This window comes from Mesorhizobium sp. B2-5-11 (assembly GCF_006440835.1).
Taxonomy (GTDB): Bacteria; Pseudomonadota; Alphaproteobacteria; order Rhizobiales; family Rhizobiaceae; genus Mesorhizobium.
In genome coordinates this window covers 211245-227308 of sequence record NZ_VFUK01000005.1, presented here as the reverse complement: position 1 = coordinate 227308, position 16064 = coordinate 211245, and the positions used below count along the sequence as shown (strand labels likewise).

The following is a 16064-nucleotide window of genomic DNA, read 5'->3' as shown; positions in this document are numbered from 1 at the left end:
GACACAAGCCCATCCCGATTCCTCGGGATGGGCCTCTCTCATGTCATGATACGGAGCGAGCGTCAGCGCGCCTGGCTGAAATGCCTAGCGGTTTTTGTGGCTCTGTTGGCCCGCTTTTACATGTTGTTCGTGCGAGCCGCCCCGCATGTTGGAGCCGTCGCCCTGTTGCCGCTCATTGTTGCCTGCGGCCTGTTGCTGCTGGCGGTTCTTGTTTTCCGTGTTCTTGTGGCTCTGCTGGCCCGCCTTCACATGTTGCTCGTGGCTACCACCTTGATTGGGCATGGTAATTCTCCTTTCAATCCAACTTCGAGACGACGGTCGTCTCCCCCGGAGAATGCAGATTTCGGCGCCGACGTTCCCTCACGTAATATTTCGTGACATCCTGCCAAAGGGACGAAGGCGGACCGAGCTTGATGCCGACCGGCGGGAGAGCGACATGCCTGAAGCAGCGATCATCACCCCGAGGGTGTGACGCGCCACACTGTGTTTCCGACATCGTCCGCGATCAGCAGCGCTCCGGTTTTGTCGATGGCAACGCCGACCGGCCGACCACGCGCCTCCTCCTGGTCGTTGAGGAAACCTGTGACGACGTCTTGAGCCATGCCACTCGGACGGCCACCGCTGAATGGCACGAAGACGACTTTGTAGCCATTCAGCCCGGGACGGTCCCAGCTGCCGTGCTCGCCGACAAAGGCGCCGCCTCGATATGTCTGCGGCAGGCTGGTTCCGGTGTAGAAGGCCATGCCCAACGGTGCCACATGCGAGCTCAGCGCATAGTCGGGAACGATCGCCTTGGCGACCAGATCGGGGCGCTGCGGCATTACCCGGGGATCGACATGCTGGCCGTAATAGCTGTACGGCCAGCCGTAGAAGCCGCCATCCTTCACCGATGTCATGTAGTCCGGCACCAGATTTGGCCCAAGTTCATCGCGCTCGTTGACGACGGTCCAGAGTGCTCCGGTCTGCGGCTCGAAGCTCAAGCCGTTCGGATTGCGCAATCCGCTGGCAAAAATGCGCGATCGTCCGGTGGCCCTGTCCACCTGCCAGATCGCGGCACGATCCTTTTCCGCGCCGATGCCATTTTCGGTGATGTTGCTGTTCGAACCGACGCCGACATAGAGCAACGAACCGTCCGGGCTGGCGACGAGGCTTTTGGTCCAATGATGATCGATCGGACCGCCCGGCAATTCCGTCAACCTGACACCCGGCGCGGTGATCTTGGTGTCGCCTGGTTTGTAGGGGTAGCGCATGATCGCGTCGGTGTTGGCAACATAGAGGTCGTTTCCCACCAGGGCGACGCCGAAGGGCGAATTCAGGTGATCGAGGAACACATCCCGGACGTCAGGCACGCTGTCGCCATTGCTGTCACGCAGCAAGGTGATGCGGTTGCTCGGTCCCGTATCGCCGCCCGAGGTGACAAGCGATTCGATCAGGCCCATCACGATATCCTTCGGCCGTTTGGCTGGCGGTTCCGGCGGGGCCTTCGATTCGACGACCAGCACATCGCCGTTCGGCAGGATGTAGAGCGAGCGCGGATGCTGAAGCCCGGTCGCCAGCGCATGGATCTGCAGGCCCTGCGCTACCGTCGGCGTTTCGTCCTTCTTCCAACCGACGACGGATGCAAGATGCATCGGCGGGAACAGATATTGCTTTATCTCCGGCAAATTCGGGTTGGGGCCGATCTGAGTGCTTGGGTCGGCGGCGTCGTCGCTGCAGCCGGCAGTGCCGAGCGTGGCAAAGCAAAGGAACGCAAGCCCTGTACCATAAGCGCGTCGCTTGCCGGATCGATCAAACGGTTTCATCGGCCACTCCCACGTGGTGGCGGTAGACAAGGGCCCAGCCCAGCCAGCCGGTAAATATCAGGATGAGTACCACCAGTGCCGACAGGATCAGGCCTGTCGGCAGGACCGAGGTCCAGGCATCACGGGTATGTATGAGCATGTTGAAGAAGGAGAGTATGACCGCCAGCGCATTGCCCAGCATGTGCAGCCACGCCGTTTTATGTGCGCGCACCCGGCGATCGCCCAGGAAGTCGGTGAAGCCGGCAATGGCGGCCAGCACGCCGACGATCACCCCGACCGTCAGCAGCCAGGCGGAGAAATTCGCCCACATCATCTCCGCCGTCCGCCAGTAGTTCAGGTCCGTCAGCAATGCGCCGACGAAGCAGGCGATGGGAATGGGCACGAGCATCGGATGGATGGGATGGCCGGCGATGCTGGCCGTGGAAGCCGGATTCTCCCTTGCCATGAGGAAGTCCTTCCATATCAACTCTTGGTTGGCCCATAAACAATCCCCAAGGCCGGAGGTTCCTGCCTGATGGTCCCGGCGGGTCGCCGCGGACCGAGTTCAGCGGTCAGATCGGCACGGTCGCCAGCACCTGGCGGGCGATGATCAATTCTTCGTTAGTGGCGATTGCGTAAACATCGACCGCGCTGCCCTCGCCGGTGATCCGCCCTTTTCCCGACCGGTTTGCATTCGCGTCGAGCAACACGTCCAGCCATCGCAGGCGCTCGCAAACCGCTTCACGGATCTGCCAGGAATGCTCTCCGATCCCTCCCGTGAACACCAGCGCCTCGATACCCTGGAGCGTGGCTCCCATCGCCGCGATCTCGCGGGCGATCCGAAACGTGAAGAGATCGATCGCCTCCGCCGCACGAGGATCCTTGCTGCCAAGCAAGGTCCGCACATCTGCCGACACTCCCGAAACGCCGAGCAGGCCGGACTTGTGATAGAGCAAGGTCTCCAACTCTTTCACGGACATGCCGCGCGCCTGCTGAAGGTAGAGAAGCACGCCGGGGTCGATGGCGCCCGGCCGCGTGGCCATCATCAACCCGTCAAGCGCGGTGAACCCCATGGTGGTGTCGAGACTTCTGCCTTCGCGCATGGCGCACAGGCTGCATCCGCTGCCGAGATGCGCGACCACGCAACGCTTGCCCCGGAGTCCGGGCGAAAGCGCCTGCAGCTGGCCTGCGACGAATTCGTAGGAAAGGCCGTGGAAGCCGTAACGGCGGATCCCGCTTTCCTCGAACTCGCGCGGCAGCGCATAGCGGTTGACGGGCGGCTCCAGCGTGCGGTGAAAGGCGGTGTCGAAGCAACCGATCTGGGGTAGGCCGGGCAGCAGTTTGGAGATCGCACGAACCGGCGCCAGGCCGGCCGGCTGGTGGAGCGGTGCCATCGGCGTCAGCGCGTCGAGCGCCTCGACGATCTCGCCGGTCAGCAGGACCGGAGTCGAAAACCGCTTGCCACCATGGACGATGCGATGGCCGACCGCGCTCAGCGGAGCCTGCGCAAGATACGGATCGAGGACATCGAACAAGTCCCGCAGGAGAACCTCTACGGGCGGGCTTGCGGGCTTGACGGCGCGTTTGAAGATGGATTTGCCCGACGCGTCCTTGGCGACGAGGCTTGGCTCGTCATCCAGGTCTTCGAACGCACCGCTCACCGTGAGCACCGGTCCCTCCTGTGATCCGGCTTCGAACAGACCGAACTTCAGGCTGGACGAGCCTGCATTGAGGGCGAGTATTGCGCTGGTCACGAGCGGCACTCCCCGGCGGGCACAGCCTTAACCATCCGCCGCGCCCGCTTTGTCGCGCCAGGCCCAGTTCCGGATCTCGGGCATGTCCTCGCCATGTTCGCGAACATAGCGCGTGTGCTCGTTCAGGCCGTCGGCAAATCGGGCCCTCGCATCGGCTGCCCTGGCGCTCAGCCCCGGCACCCGGTCGATCGCCTCGATGGCTAGGTGAAAACGGTCCAGTTCGTTGAGCACCGCCATGTCGAAGGGCGTGGTCGTCGTGCCCTCTTCTTTGTAGCCGCGAACGTGGAAGTTGTCGTGATTGGCCCGTTTGTAGGTCAGCCGGTGAATGAGATAGGGATAGCCGTGGTAGGCGAAGACCACCGGTCTGCCGGTCGTGAACAGCCTGTCGAATTCCGCGTCCGCCAGGCCGTGGGGGTGCTGCTCCTTGGGTTGCAGCGCCATCAGGTCCATTACGTTGACGACGCGTATGGCGAGATCCGGTATCGCCTGGCGAAGAAGGTCGACAGCCGCGAGCGTCTCCAGCGTCGGCACGTCTCCCGCGCAGGCCATCACCACGTCGGGATCCTCCCCTCCACGCTCGGTTCCCGCCCAATCCCAGATCCCGATGCCGGCCTCGCAATGACGTATGGCGTCGTCCATCGGCAGCCACTGGGAAGCCGGCTGCTTGCCGGCAACGATCACGTTGACCCGATTGTAGGTTCGCAGGCAGTGATCCGTGACCCAGAGCAGCGTATTGGCATCCGGCGGGAAGTAGATGCGCACGATGTCCGCCTTCTTGTTGGCGACGAGATCGACGAAGCCGGGATCCTGGTGGCTGAAACCATTGTGGTCCTGCCTCCACACATGGGAGGTCAACAGATAGTTGAGCGACGCGATCGGCCGCCGCCAGACAAGTTCACGCGAGACCTTCAGCCATTTGGCGTGCTGGTTGAACATGGAATCGACTATGTGGATGAACGCCTCGTAGCATGAGAAGAGGCCGTGCCGGCCGGTCAGCAGGTATCCTTCCAGCCAGCCTTGGCAAAGATGTTCGCTCAGCACCTCCATGACGCGGCCGTCGCGCCCCAGATGCTCGTCATAAGGCTCGATCTTTTCCATCCAGACGCGCTCGGTCGCGTCGAACACGGCGTCCAGCCTGTTTGACGATGTCTCGTCCGGTCCCATGAGCCTGAAATTGCGGGCATCGGCATTCAGCCGTATGACCTCCTCGATGAACGCTCCCATGAGCTTCGTCGCCTCGGCCCTTGCGCCGCCGGGTTTCGGGACCGCGACCCGGAAGTGGCGGAAATCCGGCAATCGCAACTCCTGCTTGAGCATCCCTCCATTGGCATGTGGATTGCTGCCCATGCGCCGCTCGCCGTCCGGCGCCAGGGCCTGTAGCTCGTTTCGAAACCTGCCCGCTTCATCGAAAAGCGTCTCGGGCCGATAGCCGCGCATCCAATTTTCCAGAGCTGCGAGATGGCCTGCATCGTTTCGCGGGTCGGTGATCGGCACCTGGTGCGCGCGCCAGAAACCCTCGACCTTCTTGCCATCCAGCTCCTTCGGGCCGGTCCAGCCCTTCGGGCTTCTCAGCACGATCATCGGCCAGCGGGGCCGATGATCCACTCTGCCGGTCTCGCGCGCTTCCTTCTGGATTTCATCGATCCGATCGAAGACAGTATCGAGCGTTTCGGCCATCAGCCGGTGCATCGCCCGCGGTTCGTCGCCTTCGACGAAAAAAGGTTCATAGCCATATCCAGCCAGCAGGCTCCGCAACTCTTGCACCTCGATCCGGGCGAGCACCGTCGGATTCGCGATCTTGTAGCCGTTGAGATGAAGGATCGGCAGGACAGCGCCGTCATGGACCGGATTGAGGAATTTGTTCGAATGCCAGGAGGCTGCCAGCGCCCCCGTTTCCGCCTCGCCGTCGCCGATCACGCAGGCCACGACGAGGTCCGGGTTGTCAAACGCGGCGCCATAGGCGTGAGCCATCGCATAGCCGAGTTCGCCGCCCTCATGGATCGACCCCGGCGTTTCCGCGGCGGCATGGCTCGGGATGCCGCCCGGAAAGGAGAATTGGCGAAAGAGCTTGCGCAGCCCATCCTCGTCGCGACTGACCTCGGGATAGATTTCGCTGTAGGTCCCTTCGAGATAGGTATTGGCGACCATCCCCGGTCCACCATGGCCTGGGCCGCAAATGTAGATCACGTCGGCATCACGCTGCCTGATGATGCGATTGAGATGGACGTAGATGAAATTCAGGCCGGGCGTGGTCCCCCAATGACCAAGCAGGCGAGGTTTGATGTGCTCCGGCCGCAACGGCTCCTTCAGCAGCGGATTGTCGATCAGATAGATCTGTCCGACCGACAGAAAATTCGCCGCCCGCCAATAACGGTCGATAAGATCGAGCTCTCCTTGTTCAGGCTGGCTACGCATTGCCCCCACGAGTTTCTCCTTGGCAAAGCTGGTTGAAATACGATGCGTCCCGCCCGCATTGAATAATCCGACAGCGAAGTCGAGGTTCCCATGAAATGCGAGCCGCCCCACGCGGCCGGCCGGGTAAATCTTGCCTCAACCGCGGATTTCACCATCTAAGGGCGATGCCATCGCCCGGAGCCAGCAATCCCACGGACCCTCGCCAGGACGACCTCTTTGGTGCGCCCGACAGCTTGCCGGAAGGATTTCGTTACCGGCCCGAACTGATCACGCCGGCGCAGGAAGCTGAACTGGTTCGGGAGCTCGAGAGCCTGCCCTTCCAGCCATTCGATTTCCACGGCTATCTCGCCAATAGGCGCGTGGCAGGCTTCGGCCTGCGCTACGACTATGAGCGGCGCCAGGTGATGGAGGCGCCACCCATACCAGGTTTCTTGCTGCCCTTGAGGGACAAGGTAGCCGGCTTTTCCGGCCTGCCTGCCGCCGATTTCGTGCAGGTCCTGATCAACGAATATCGACCGGGCGCCGGCATCGGATGGCATCGCGACAAGCCGCACTTCGGCATTGTCGCCGGAGTGTCGCTGTTGGCTGCTTGCAGTTTCCGCCTGCGCCGCAGGAACGGTGCGAAATGGGACCGCGAAACCGTCACGGTCGAGCCGAGATCCGCATATCTGATGGCGGGCGCCTCCCGGACCGAGTGGGAGCACAGCATACCGCCGATGAAAGAGCATCGCTATTCGATCACGTTGCGGACGCTCCGGCCGTTGTGATTGTCGGACAGCGACTGCGACAGCCGGTGCAGCGTCTCGCGTAAACTGCCGAAGCGAAGAAATTTCGGCCGGGCATGAAACTTTCCCTGCCACCGATGGTTTTGCCGACGGGTTTTGCGGGTGAGCGATTCGATTGAGGAGGCGGCGATGAGCGCTACCGGACTCGAGATTTTCGACAAGACCACCCAAACCACCAACGTCTGGCTGGACGAGATCATGGCCGACCACGGACAGGATCGCCAGTTCGCTTGGCACCTGCTCGGCGTCGTCTTGCGCACCGTCAGGGACCGGCTTCCGGTCGACATGGCTTCGCATCTTGGAGCGCAGTTGCCGCTGCTCGTGCGCGGCACCTACTATGAGCAGTTCGAGCCGTCACGCATGCCGCAAAAGAGCCGTTCCCTGGAAGAGTTTCTCGGCCCCGTTGAGCAGGGCATGGACGATACGCGTCCCGTCGACCCGAAAGCTGCGGTTCAATCGGTCTTCAAAGTCCTCTTTCATCATATCGACCCCGGCCAGATCAGAAAGGTCCGCGCCTCGCTGCCTGCGGACGTACGGCAGCTCTGTCCCGATCCCGATACGAAACACTGAACCTCCTCTCGGTTCGAGAGGCCGGCGTGCTCAATAAAGGAAATCCGCCATGCCCAATGCCGCCGAAATCCTCGTCGACACGCTGATCAACTGGAAAGTGGAGGTCGTCTTCGGCCTGCCGGGCGACGGCATAAACGGCATCATGGAGGCGTTGCGCACCCGTCAGGACCGCATCCGGTTCGTCCAGGTCAGGCACGAGGAATCTGCCGCCTTCATGGCGTGCGCCTATGCCAAATGGACCGGCAGGCTGGGCGTCTGCCTGGCCACCTCGGGACCGGGGGGCACACACCTCCTTACCGGGCTCTATGACGCCAAGCTCGACCAGGCTCCCGTGCTTGCCATCACCGGCATGCAGTTCCACGACCTTATCGAGACTTTTACGCAGCAGGACGTCGACCTGACCCGCGCCTTCAACGACGTAGCGATCTTCAACGCACAGGTCTCCGATGCCGCCCATATGGAAAACCTGGCCGGTCTCGCCTGCCGCTCGGCCCTTGCCCGGCGCGGCGTCGCCCATCTGTCGATTGCCAGCGATGTACAGGAAAACGAGTTGCCCGAGGCGGACCGCTCGAAGCGAAACCGGCCCTCGCACACCCCCGATCGATGGTTCGAAGGCAGCCGGCTTCCGGCTGCCGACCAGCTCGACCAGGCGGTTGAGATTCTCAATGCAGCGAAAAAAGTCGCTATCCTGGCCGGGCGCGGCGCACTCGGCGCGCGCGAAGAACTTGAACGCGCGTCGGACCTGCTGGCGGCGCCCGTCGCCAAGGCGCTGCTCGGCAAAGCCGTGCTGCCCGACGACCATCCGAATACGACCGGCGGCATCGGCATTCTCGGCACCCGCGCCTCGCAGGATGCGCTGAGCAAATGCGACGCCCTGCTGATTGTCGGATCGACGTTCCCCTACATCGAATACTATCCCGAACCCGGCAAGGCGCGCGGCGTCCAGATCGACCGTGACGCGCAGAGGATCGGCCTGCGCTACCCCGTCGAGGCAGGGCTCGTAGGCGATGCCGCCGACACCTTGCGTCTTCTCAACGAACGCCTCGAGCGCAAGAGCGACCGCTCCTTCCTGGAAAAGGCGCGGCAGGAAATGACCCGCTGGCGCGATGCAATGGCATTATCCGAAGCCAAGCCGGATGTGCCGCTGAAGCCGCAACTCGTGGTCAAGGCATTCGGCAGGCGTATGCCTGAGAACGCGATCCTGGCAGCCGATTCAGGACAGAATACCGAGATGGCTGCCAGGCACATCGACATGAAGGCCGGACAGGCATTCGGGGTTTCTGGAGCGCTCGCCTCTATGGCCTGCGGCCTTCCCTATGCGATTGCCGCCGGCATTGCCTTTCCGGGGCGGCCTATCTTCGCAGTGGTTGGCGATGGTGGGCTTGCCATGCAACTCGGCGAATTCTCGACCGCGGTACGGCACGGCATTCCCCTCAAGGTCCTCGTGCTCAAGAACGGCATGCTGAACCAGATCGCCTGGGAGCAGATGATGTTCCTTGGCAATCCGCAATTCGGCTGCGAGCTGCAGCCCATCGATTTCGCCATGGCCGCCGAGGCCATGGGCGGCATCGGCTACAGCGTCTCGCGGCCGGAAGAGGTCGAGGGCGTGCTTGAGGCGGCCTTCGCCACGCAGGGACCGGTGATCATCGAGGCCGTCGTGGACGCCTATGAGCCAATGATGCCGCCCAGGATGCCGCCGGATTATGCGAGGAATTTCCGCAAGGCGCTGCCGGACACGCCTGGACACGACCAGATCGAGGACAATGTCGGCGAGGAGCCGCTGAAGTCCATGATGAACGAAGTTTCCGAGGAAGCGTAGGCACAGCCGATCTCGCCCCACGTCCGCGACGGATGGCGACGTGCGCGGCGACACTGCATAGGGATACTTCTGCCGAGTCCGTGGGATCGGTATCGGCGCCCCGACCATCGCGGAAGTCTCGGGCCATGTACCGCTTCGGGGCAGATCCTGCTGTTGCAAGAGTGAAAGGGTCGTGCGGCAGAACTACCGCAAGCCACTGTTCTTGCATGGCAACTTAGCATCAAAAAATTTTTGGGACCCCTCTTGAAGAGATTTCTGGCCGTTCCCAGATCGTTTCGCGTCGAGGCTTCGGCTCGATGAAAAAGGCGTCGCGACACCTGCGGCGTCCCATGTTGCTTTTCGGAGGATATGGATATGAGAAGCGTGGATTTTGCACCCCTTTACCGCACGACGGTCGGCTTCGACCGTCTTTTCGACATGCTCGACAGCAGCATTCGCTCGGACTGGCCTCCCTACAACATTGAAAAGAAGAATGAGAACAATTACCGCATCACCATGGCGGTAGCAGGCTACGACCTGGACGAGCTCGAACTCGTGCAGAACGGCGCCGAACTGTGCGTTACCGGACGCAAGAAGCCCGATCCAGAGCAGCGGCAAGTTCTCCACCAAGGCCTTGCGATAGGTAATTTCAGACAGGCCTTCAGGCTGGCCGACCACGTAAGGGTGAAGGCTGCGACGCTGAACTGCGGTTTGCTCGCCATCGAGCTCGTGCGTGAGGTGCCCGAGGAACTCAAGCCGCGTCGCATCGAGATTGGCGTCCGCGACCCTGAAAATACAACGAAGTCGATAAGCCAGGATGTGTCGCGCAAGGCGGCCTAGAATGTCGCAACAACCTGCGGTCCGCCTCCCGGCAACGCCGGGAAGCCAAGATTGCGGAGAACGGAGATGAGAAGCGAAGCTGATATCTTTCTTCAAGCCGGCACAAGAAAACCGACCCGCATCGACGTCTCGCCGGTGCCGAAAAACCCCGGCGACGTTCTCAACTGCTCAACCATGAGCCTTGAGGCGAAGCGTGCCTTGCTTGCCTCATGGGCCTCGGACGCGCATGCGGTTGACGACGCTCCGTCGCTGCGCAAGCTGGATGACGGCTCGGTCATGAATGTGGATGAGATCCTTCGCGCGCTGAAGGCACTGGATGAGCGCGAGCAAGGGCATCCGCCGCACAGGGCGGCGTCTCGGTCCCAGCGGCGTTCTTTCGGCCGCTTCCGTCGAGGGAGTTGGTTCCGCTGGATCGCGGGCATCCGAGGTGAAGACGATGATGACGATCCACCTCCGAGCCCGGTCTGCGCGGCGATCCCGCCGAGGGCAGGTGGTGGCGGGGCATTTTCCCTGCCGGAACCTGAAGCAGCCTAGAGCAATCCCGAGAAAAGCGCATACCGCTTTTTCCCTGGAAATTACGTGGAAACAGACGGTTAGAGCAGTTCGGCGTCTCGTGAAACGATGAACTGCCCCAATGAAGGGGTTGGGTCCAACCCCTCAAAAGCATCCAGCCAATGGAGGAAGTTCATGAATGACAAAATGTTCGAGCAGCCTGTTCTGGTGAAGAACGGGGATTTCATGATCGAGGAAGTAGCGTGCCTCGAAGATGCATTCGAGTTTCTGCAGAATTGGCCCCGGAACCGCAGAGGCCCGATTTTCGAAACCGCCCTGCGCGCGTGTCAACGCGCCTATGACGGCCATGTCCCAGCCTCGCTGGCACGCGATGCTTTTGCCGGCTTTGCGCGCTCGGCCAGGATCCTTGAAGACGTCTCGACCTCCATACCCTGGATGGCGGGGATCAAGACGGGCAGAGGCGGCATTTCCGCCTGAGGAGAACGTTCGCCGAACCTTCGGTTTCAAGTATGTCAGGTTCCGAGCAAAGTCATGGAGAGCGCCTAATTCCGTAGGTCGTGCCGCCGGCAGGGCGCGGTGACCGGTGCTAACGCCGGTCACCATGCTTGGCGGTGCCGGTCAGCGGAACATCGAGCCGCCATCAACGTCGAGCGCCGCGCCATAGACGAAGCTCGCGGCGTCCGAGCAAAGGAATAGGATCGCGGCGGCCATGTCGTCGGGCCGGCCCATGCGGCGCATCGGCAAATTGGCCGCGATGCGGTCCTTGAGAGCCTGGTCGATATGGGAATGCATCGGCGAATCGGTCGGCCCCGGATTGAGGGCGTTGATGCGCACCTTCTTTCCCGCCAATTCGCGCGCAACCGACTTCACCAGCGACAGCGTGCCGGCCTTGGACGCCGCATAGGCGGTGTCGGCGATGAGCCCGCCGCCGCCATGCACACCGGCGTCGGAGGCCACGCACACGATATTCCCCCCGCCGGCATTGCCTTGCATGCGCTGCACCGCCCCCTGGACGGTGAAGAAGGTGCCCAGCAGATTGACGCCGAGGACGCGCCGCCAGTGCGCCCAATCCTGCTCCGCGATTCTCTTGGCAGTGATGATCGCCGCGCAGGTCACGACGTTGTCGAGCCGCGCCAGCTTGGCGTCGCAATAGTCGAACATGCGCGCGATGCTGTCGGGGTCGCCCATGTCGGCCACCACCTTGTGCGGTGGTGTCCCGGCCGTTCCGCTCAATTCGTCATGGCGCTTCGCCAACCCCTCGGTATCGCGGTCGCACATCACGACCTCGGCGCCCTTGGAGAGAAAGGCACGGGCGGTCTCGAAACCCATGCCGCTCGCGGCACCGGTCACCAGCACGGTCTTGCCGGCAAAACTGTCCTGGGCAAACGTCGGATAGGGATCGATCATGATGTCTCCGTGAACAGTAAGGGTTGGCCGGCGGCAAGGTTTGGCACGGCGTGTTCAGGCCTTCAGGTGCAGCGTCACGAGCACGCTGCACTCCGCGCCGCTGTCGAAACGCGCCGCGACGCGCAGCCAGTTGCCAAAATGGCTAAGCCGCGCCATTGCCATGCCGTCGCGCTCGGCCGGCATGACAAACTCGGTGCCTTCGCGCAGCCAGTGCATTCCATCCGGCGAGATCTCGATCCACGCCGTTGCCGCAGGGCCGACAGGTTGCTTCAACGCGCGCACGAAGAAGATCGCCTCGCGCGCCCATCCTGCCTCGTAAGGCTCGCTGGCGGCCTCGCCGCGCCAGCGCTCGTTGCGCGAGACGACCGCGGTGATGTTCTCGGGCAGCATCAGAAGTCTCCGGAAATGCAGATGGAATCGACATAGAGGAAGGCCCGTTTGGCAACGTCGGTTTCAGCGAAGAGGCCGAAATTGAGCATGCACCACAGGTTCTTCATCGCCGGAATGCGGATCGAATCGAATCCCGAGAGATCGAAGCTGCGATCGTTGCAGCGCAGCCCGAGCGCCGTCATCGATTCCAGATCGAAATCGAAGCACAGATAAGTCCAGTTCACCTTGGTGGGGATCTCGTTGTAGCACAGGCGCTGCGATCCGCCGGGAAGGTCGAGCCATCCCTCCGGCGACAGGTGATAGTGGCTGATCGTCTTGTCGTCGCTGCCGATCGGGATGATCTTCTCGGTCTCGCGCTTGTATTGCCATTTTTGCAAGTGCTGGCCGTCGAGCGCGTTCAAAAAGCGCAGATGCGGCATGACCCGATCGCTGTTGCCATCCTGATCTCCGCCCTGCAGGTCGAACAGGAAGCCGACGGAGCGCACATCGGTTTCGGAAAGCTTCAGCGCATTGGCTTCGGGCTTGAAGGTGAAATACATTTCGAAGCGGATCGGTCCGCGCTTCCTGAATGTGTGGCGTTTGATGGCGACGTTGCGGGCTCCCGGCAGGGGACGTGTCGCAACCTTCAACGCATAGGATGAATCCATCCCCCCGTGTGAGCCGGCGTCCCAGTGCGCGAGCGTCGACAGCATGGCGCTGGTATGCTGCGCGTAGCCCGGCAGCATGGTGTCCAGATCGTCCTCATAGTTGCCGACAAGCTGCGACCAGCCGCAATGGCCGCGCGCGAAATCGTCGAACGACAATATCCGCGGCAGCGGGTCGAAGCGGCTGAGCGCGGGGTCCGCGCGCAACAACGCCAGCCGCATCGCCTCGGCGAGGTCAGCGCCCTGGTTTGGAACCTGGTTCTTCATCTCGGCCTCATCCGGCTTTCAGTTTCTTGACGGCGTCCCAGTCGATCTCGATGCCGAGCCCGGGTTTCTGCGGGACGTCGAGCGTGCCGTTCTTCTGCCTGACGCAACCGGGCGCGAGATCGGCCAGGCTGGCCTTGAACGGGCTGGCGTCGCACTCGCACTCCATGACGCCAAAGTTCGGCATCGCGGCTGACAGATGGACGCTTGCGGTCTCGCAGACGATGCCCGACATGCCGATATGCGGCGCGTAGCGGACATCATGCGCCGCGGCGTAGTCGGCCATGCGACGCGTCTCGGAGATGCCGCCCGCGCGCGCCACGTCGGGCTGCAGCACGGACAGCGTCCGGTTGGCGATCAGGCGCTGCGCCTGGTCCAACGTGAAATTGCTCTCGCCCGCGGCCAGCGGCACGTCGCAGCGCCGGCGCAGTTCCTCGTAGCCCTGCTCGTTTTCCGGTTGCAGCGGCTCCTCGAACCAGAAATAGCCGTTTGCCGAAAGCGCACGACCTACCTCGACCGCCTCGTCCAGATTGTAGGCCCAGTTCGCATCGACGCAGAGCCCGATCGCATCGCCGGCGCGCTTGCGGATGCGCTCGATCCGTTTGCAGGCTTCGCGCACGGGCCGCGCCATCTTAACCTTGATGCGCGTAAAGCCCTCGCCGAGATAACGATCGAGTTCAGCGTCGGCGGCATCGTCGTCGACCCAGTTGACCGCGGCGGCATAGACGTCGATGCGGTCGCGTCCGACACCGCCGAGAAGCTTCGCGATCGGCTGTCCGGTCGCCTTGCCCAATATATCCCATAGCGCGATGTCCACGCCGGCGATGGCCTCAATCAGCACGCCGCCCGCCCTGCCCGAAAGCGCGCGGCGCATGGACTGCCATAGGGCGCCGATGTTGCGCGCGTCCTGGCCGAGCAGGCGCGGCTTGAGCGAGCTTTCGATCAGCTCGACATAAGCCTTGGGCGAGAACCGCGCCAGGGTTTCGCCTACGCCGACAATGCCCTCGCTCGTGCGCACTTCGACCAGGACCAGCGAGACCTTTTCATAGACGCCCCAGGACGTGACCGTGGGCCGGGGCAATGTCTGGCTGAGGGGATGGGCAATCACCTCGGCAATCTTCAGCGGCCCCGCCGCGATTGGATCGCTCACGTGCATCGGCTCCAGATTTCTCCCTTGGTCCTCTCGCACCGCCTTCATAGCTTTCACTTGTAAACTTAGCAACCAAAAAACTTAGTTGCTATGTTTGGGAAAACCGTGCTAGTGAGCTCGGAAAGGATTCCGAATGCCCCTGGACGAAGCACGCAAGCCGATTTTCTCCGCGAAACTCGCGAGCCCTTCCCGCCTCGCGGACGGCGTCTCGGATGCGATCGCCGCGGCGTTGTTCGACGGACGCATCGCGCCTGGCGAAGCGCTGCCGCCGGAAGGCGAGATCGCCCGGGAATTCGGCGTCTCCAAGCCCATCGCACGCGAGGCGCTGCGCCAGTTGACCAGCGCCGGCCTCGTTTCGACCCAGCAAGGAAAAGTTGCCCGCGCCAAGGCACTTAGCGGCGAGCCGATGGAGCGCATCTACGCCTATGCGGTCCGTTCGAGCCTGACGCGGCTTCAGGAAGCCAACGAGATGCGCCGCGTCATCGAGGTTGGCATAGCCAGGCTGGCCGCCGAGCGCCGCGATCCGCGCGGCCTGGAAATGATGCGCCAGGCCGTGCTCGACATGCACGCCGGCATCGGGAGGCCTGGCGATTTCACGCAAGCCGACATTCTGTTCCACCTCGGCCTCGCGACGGCCACGGGCAACTCCATGATCCGTATTCAGATGGAAGGGATGCGGTCTGTCCAACGCGAGGTTTCGGAACTGTTCTCCCAGCGCTCCAACCGCACGGAAACGGATTGGCGGGCCACCGTCGAACGGCACCAGGCGATCTACGACGCGATCATGGCGGGCGACACCGATCTCGCGGACCGGCGCATTCACGAGCATTTCGACGCGGCCGACATCGCCTCGTTCGAGGTGGCCGGCAAGCTCGGGGAGCCGTCGCCGTGAGCAAGGACCGTTTTTCCCTTGCCGGACGGCGGGCGCTGGTGACCGGCGCCAGCTCCGGCATCGGGCGCGCGGTTGCGATCGCCCTGGCGCAGCATGGCGCCAGCGTCGCGCTGCATCACTTCGGTGACGCCGCCGGCGCGCGCGAAACGGCTGCCGCTATCGGCCCGGGCACCGCGGTTCTCGAGGCCGATTTCACCGATAGCAAGTCAATGTCGGCCTTTACCGATGAAGCCGCCGGCGCCGGGCCCATCGACATCCTCGTCTCGAACGGCGCGATCGAGCGGCGCCGTGCATGGAGCGAGATCGACGAAGCGCATATCCAGGCCCATGTGGCGGCAAACTTCACGGCCCTGCTTACCCTGGCCACGCGGCTCGTTCCCGCCATGGCCAAGCGCGGGTGGGGACGCGTGGTCGCGACCGGCAGCGTGATGGCGAGGCGTCCGCGCGCGGAAACAATCGTCTATGCTTCGCTGAAGGCGGCGCAACTTACGGCGGTGCGCGCCATGGCACGCGAGGTTGCGCCGCATGGCGTCACCATGAATGTGGTATCGCCCGGCGCGATCGAGACGGAGGCAACCGCCGAGCGCTACCGGGACGCAGCCTTCCGCCAAGCGGTCGCGGCGAAGATTCCCGCCGGCCGCCACGGCCAGGCCGACGACCTCGTCGGCGCCTTCGTTTTTCTGTGCAGCGACGCCGCCCGCTACGTCACCGGGGCTGACCTGCCCGTCGACGGCGGCTGGACGATCGGCGACGCGCCCAGCGCGCTGCCGGGGACAACAGCATGACAAGTCGCCGCCGCCTGCCGGCCCGTTCGTTGCGCGCCCGCAGTTGTTGATTGGACCATCGGCGTTTCGGGAGGAA

17 protein-coding genes are annotated in these 16064 nt (G+C 63.0%); 8 read left to right on the top strand and 9 right to left on the bottom strand.

Features of this window, described 5'->3' with window-relative positions; translation table 11 throughout:
• Positions 1–84 precede the first annotated feature (84 nt).
• The 5 genes from FJ490_RS17685 to FJ490_RS17665 form a co-directional block, all read right to left on the bottom strand.
• Positions 85–282 carry a hypothetical protein gene (locus FJ490_RS17685; protein WP_140566334.1) on the bottom strand — a complete coding sequence of 66 codons (198 nt, stop codon included), beginning with the start codon at positions 280–282 and terminating at the stop codon, positions 85–87.
• A gap of 173 nt (positions 283–455) precedes the next feature.
• A complete protein-coding gene (locus FJ490_RS17680; protein WP_140729058.1) occupies positions 456–1802 on the bottom strand; it encodes a sorbosone dehydrogenase family protein in 1347 nt (448 codons plus the stop codon).
• Complete coding sequence (locus FJ490_RS17675) at positions 1789–2247, bottom strand: DUF2231 domain-containing protein (protein WP_140496157.1); 459 nt, start codon at positions 2245–2247, stop codon at positions 1789–1791. The genes FJ490_RS17680 and FJ490_RS17675 overlap by 14 nt, the downstream gene beginning before the upstream one ends.
• A 106-nt stretch (positions 2248–2353) precedes the next feature.
• Positions 2354–3535: an acetate/propionate family kinase gene (locus FJ490_RS17670; RefSeq protein ID WP_140729057.1), complete on the bottom strand. Its 1182-nt coding sequence runs from the start codon at positions 3533–3535 to the stop codon at positions 2354–2356.
• 27 nt (positions 3536–3562) lie between these two features.
• Complete coding sequence (locus FJ490_RS17665) at positions 3563–5950, bottom strand: phosphoketolase family protein (RefSeq protein ID WP_140729065.1); 2388 nt, start codon at positions 5948–5950, stop codon at positions 3563–3565.
• 164 nt (positions 5951–6114) lie between these two features.
• On the opposite strand from FJ490_RS17665, the gene FJ490_RS17660 reads away from it, so the two are divergent.
• The 6 genes from FJ490_RS17660 (at position 6115) to FJ490_RS17635 (ending at position 10933) form a co-directional block, all read left to right on the top strand.
• Entirely contained in the window at positions 6115–6717 is a 603-nt protein-coding gene (locus FJ490_RS17660) for an alpha-ketoglutarate-dependent dioxygenase AlkB (protein WP_140729056.1), read from the top strand.
• Positions 6718–6864: 147 nt separating this feature from the next.
• The gene (locus FJ490_RS17655) at positions 6865–7305 is read left to right on the top strand and encodes a DUF2267 domain-containing protein (RefSeq protein WP_140496159.1); all 441 of its coding nucleotides are present in this window, start codon (positions 6865–6867) and stop codon (positions 7303–7305) included.
• Positions 7306–7354: 49 nt separating this feature from the next.
• Positions 7355–9124 carry a thiamine pyrophosphate-dependent enzyme gene (locus tag FJ490_RS17650; RefSeq protein WP_140513588.1) on the top strand — a complete coding sequence of 590 codons (1770 nt, stop codon included), beginning with the start codon at positions 7355–7357 and terminating at the stop codon, positions 9122–9124.
• A gap of 354 nt (positions 9125–9478) precedes the next feature.
• Entirely contained in the window at positions 9479–9943 is a 465-nt protein-coding gene (locus tag FJ490_RS17645; RefSeq protein ID WP_140496161.1) for an Hsp20 family protein, read from the top strand.
• Between the two features lie 66 nt (positions 9944–10009).
• Positions 10010–10477 (top strand): hypothetical protein, encoded by a 468-nt coding sequence (locus FJ490_RS17640; protein WP_140729055.1) that lies wholly within the window; start codon positions 10010–10012, stop codon positions 10475–10477.
• A gap of 153 nt (positions 10478–10630) precedes the next feature.
• The gene (locus FJ490_RS17635) at positions 10631–10933 is read left to right on the top strand and encodes a DUF982 domain-containing protein (protein WP_140496450.1); all 303 of its coding nucleotides are present in this window, start codon (positions 10631–10633) and stop codon (positions 10931–10933) included.
• Positions 10934–11074: 141 nt separating this feature from the next.
• Here the strand turns inward: FJ490_RS17635 and FJ490_RS17630 are convergent, their stop codons facing one another.
• Genes FJ490_RS17630 through FJ490_RS17615 form a run of 4 tightly spaced genes read right to left on the bottom strand, consistent with a single transcriptional unit; the run spans position 11075 to position 14311 of the window.
• On the bottom strand, positions 11075–11863 hold the full coding sequence (locus FJ490_RS17630) for an SDR family oxidoreductase (protein ID WP_140658511.1): 789 nt from the start codon (positions 11861–11863) through the stop codon (positions 11075–11077).
• A gap of 54 nt (positions 11864–11917) precedes the next feature.
• Positions 11918–12253 (bottom strand): hypothetical protein, encoded by a 336-nt coding sequence (locus FJ490_RS17625; protein ID WP_140496164.1) that lies wholly within the window; start codon positions 12251–12253, stop codon positions 11918–11920.
• Positions 12253–13119: a DUF6772 family protein gene (locus tag FJ490_RS17620; RefSeq protein WP_140632677.1), complete on the bottom strand. Its 867-nt coding sequence runs from the start codon at positions 13117–13119 to the stop codon at positions 12253–12255. The genes FJ490_RS17625 and FJ490_RS17620 overlap by 1 nt, the downstream gene beginning before the upstream one ends.
• Before the next feature lie 52 nt (positions 13120–13171).
• Positions 13172–14311 carry a mandelate racemase/muconate lactonizing enzyme family protein gene (locus FJ490_RS17615; RefSeq protein ID WP_224518899.1) on the bottom strand — a complete coding sequence of 380 codons (1140 nt, stop codon included), beginning with the start codon at positions 14309–14311 and terminating at the stop codon, positions 13172–13174.
• Positions 14312–14444: 133 nt separating this feature from the next.
• Between FJ490_RS17615 and FJ490_RS17610 the strand changes: the two genes are divergently transcribed.
• Positions 14445–15203 carry a FadR/GntR family transcriptional regulator gene (locus tag FJ490_RS17610; protein WP_140496166.1) on the top strand — a complete coding sequence of 253 codons (759 nt, stop codon included), beginning with the start codon at positions 14445–14447 and terminating at the stop codon, positions 15201–15203.
• Positions 15200–15988, top strand: a complete 789-nt coding sequence (locus tag FJ490_RS17605) for an SDR family oxidoreductase (RefSeq protein WP_140496167.1) — start codon at positions 15200–15202, stop codon at positions 15986–15988. The genes FJ490_RS17610 and FJ490_RS17605 overlap by 4 nt, the downstream gene beginning before the upstream one ends.
• The last annotated feature ends 76 nt before the right edge of the window (positions 15989–16064 follow it).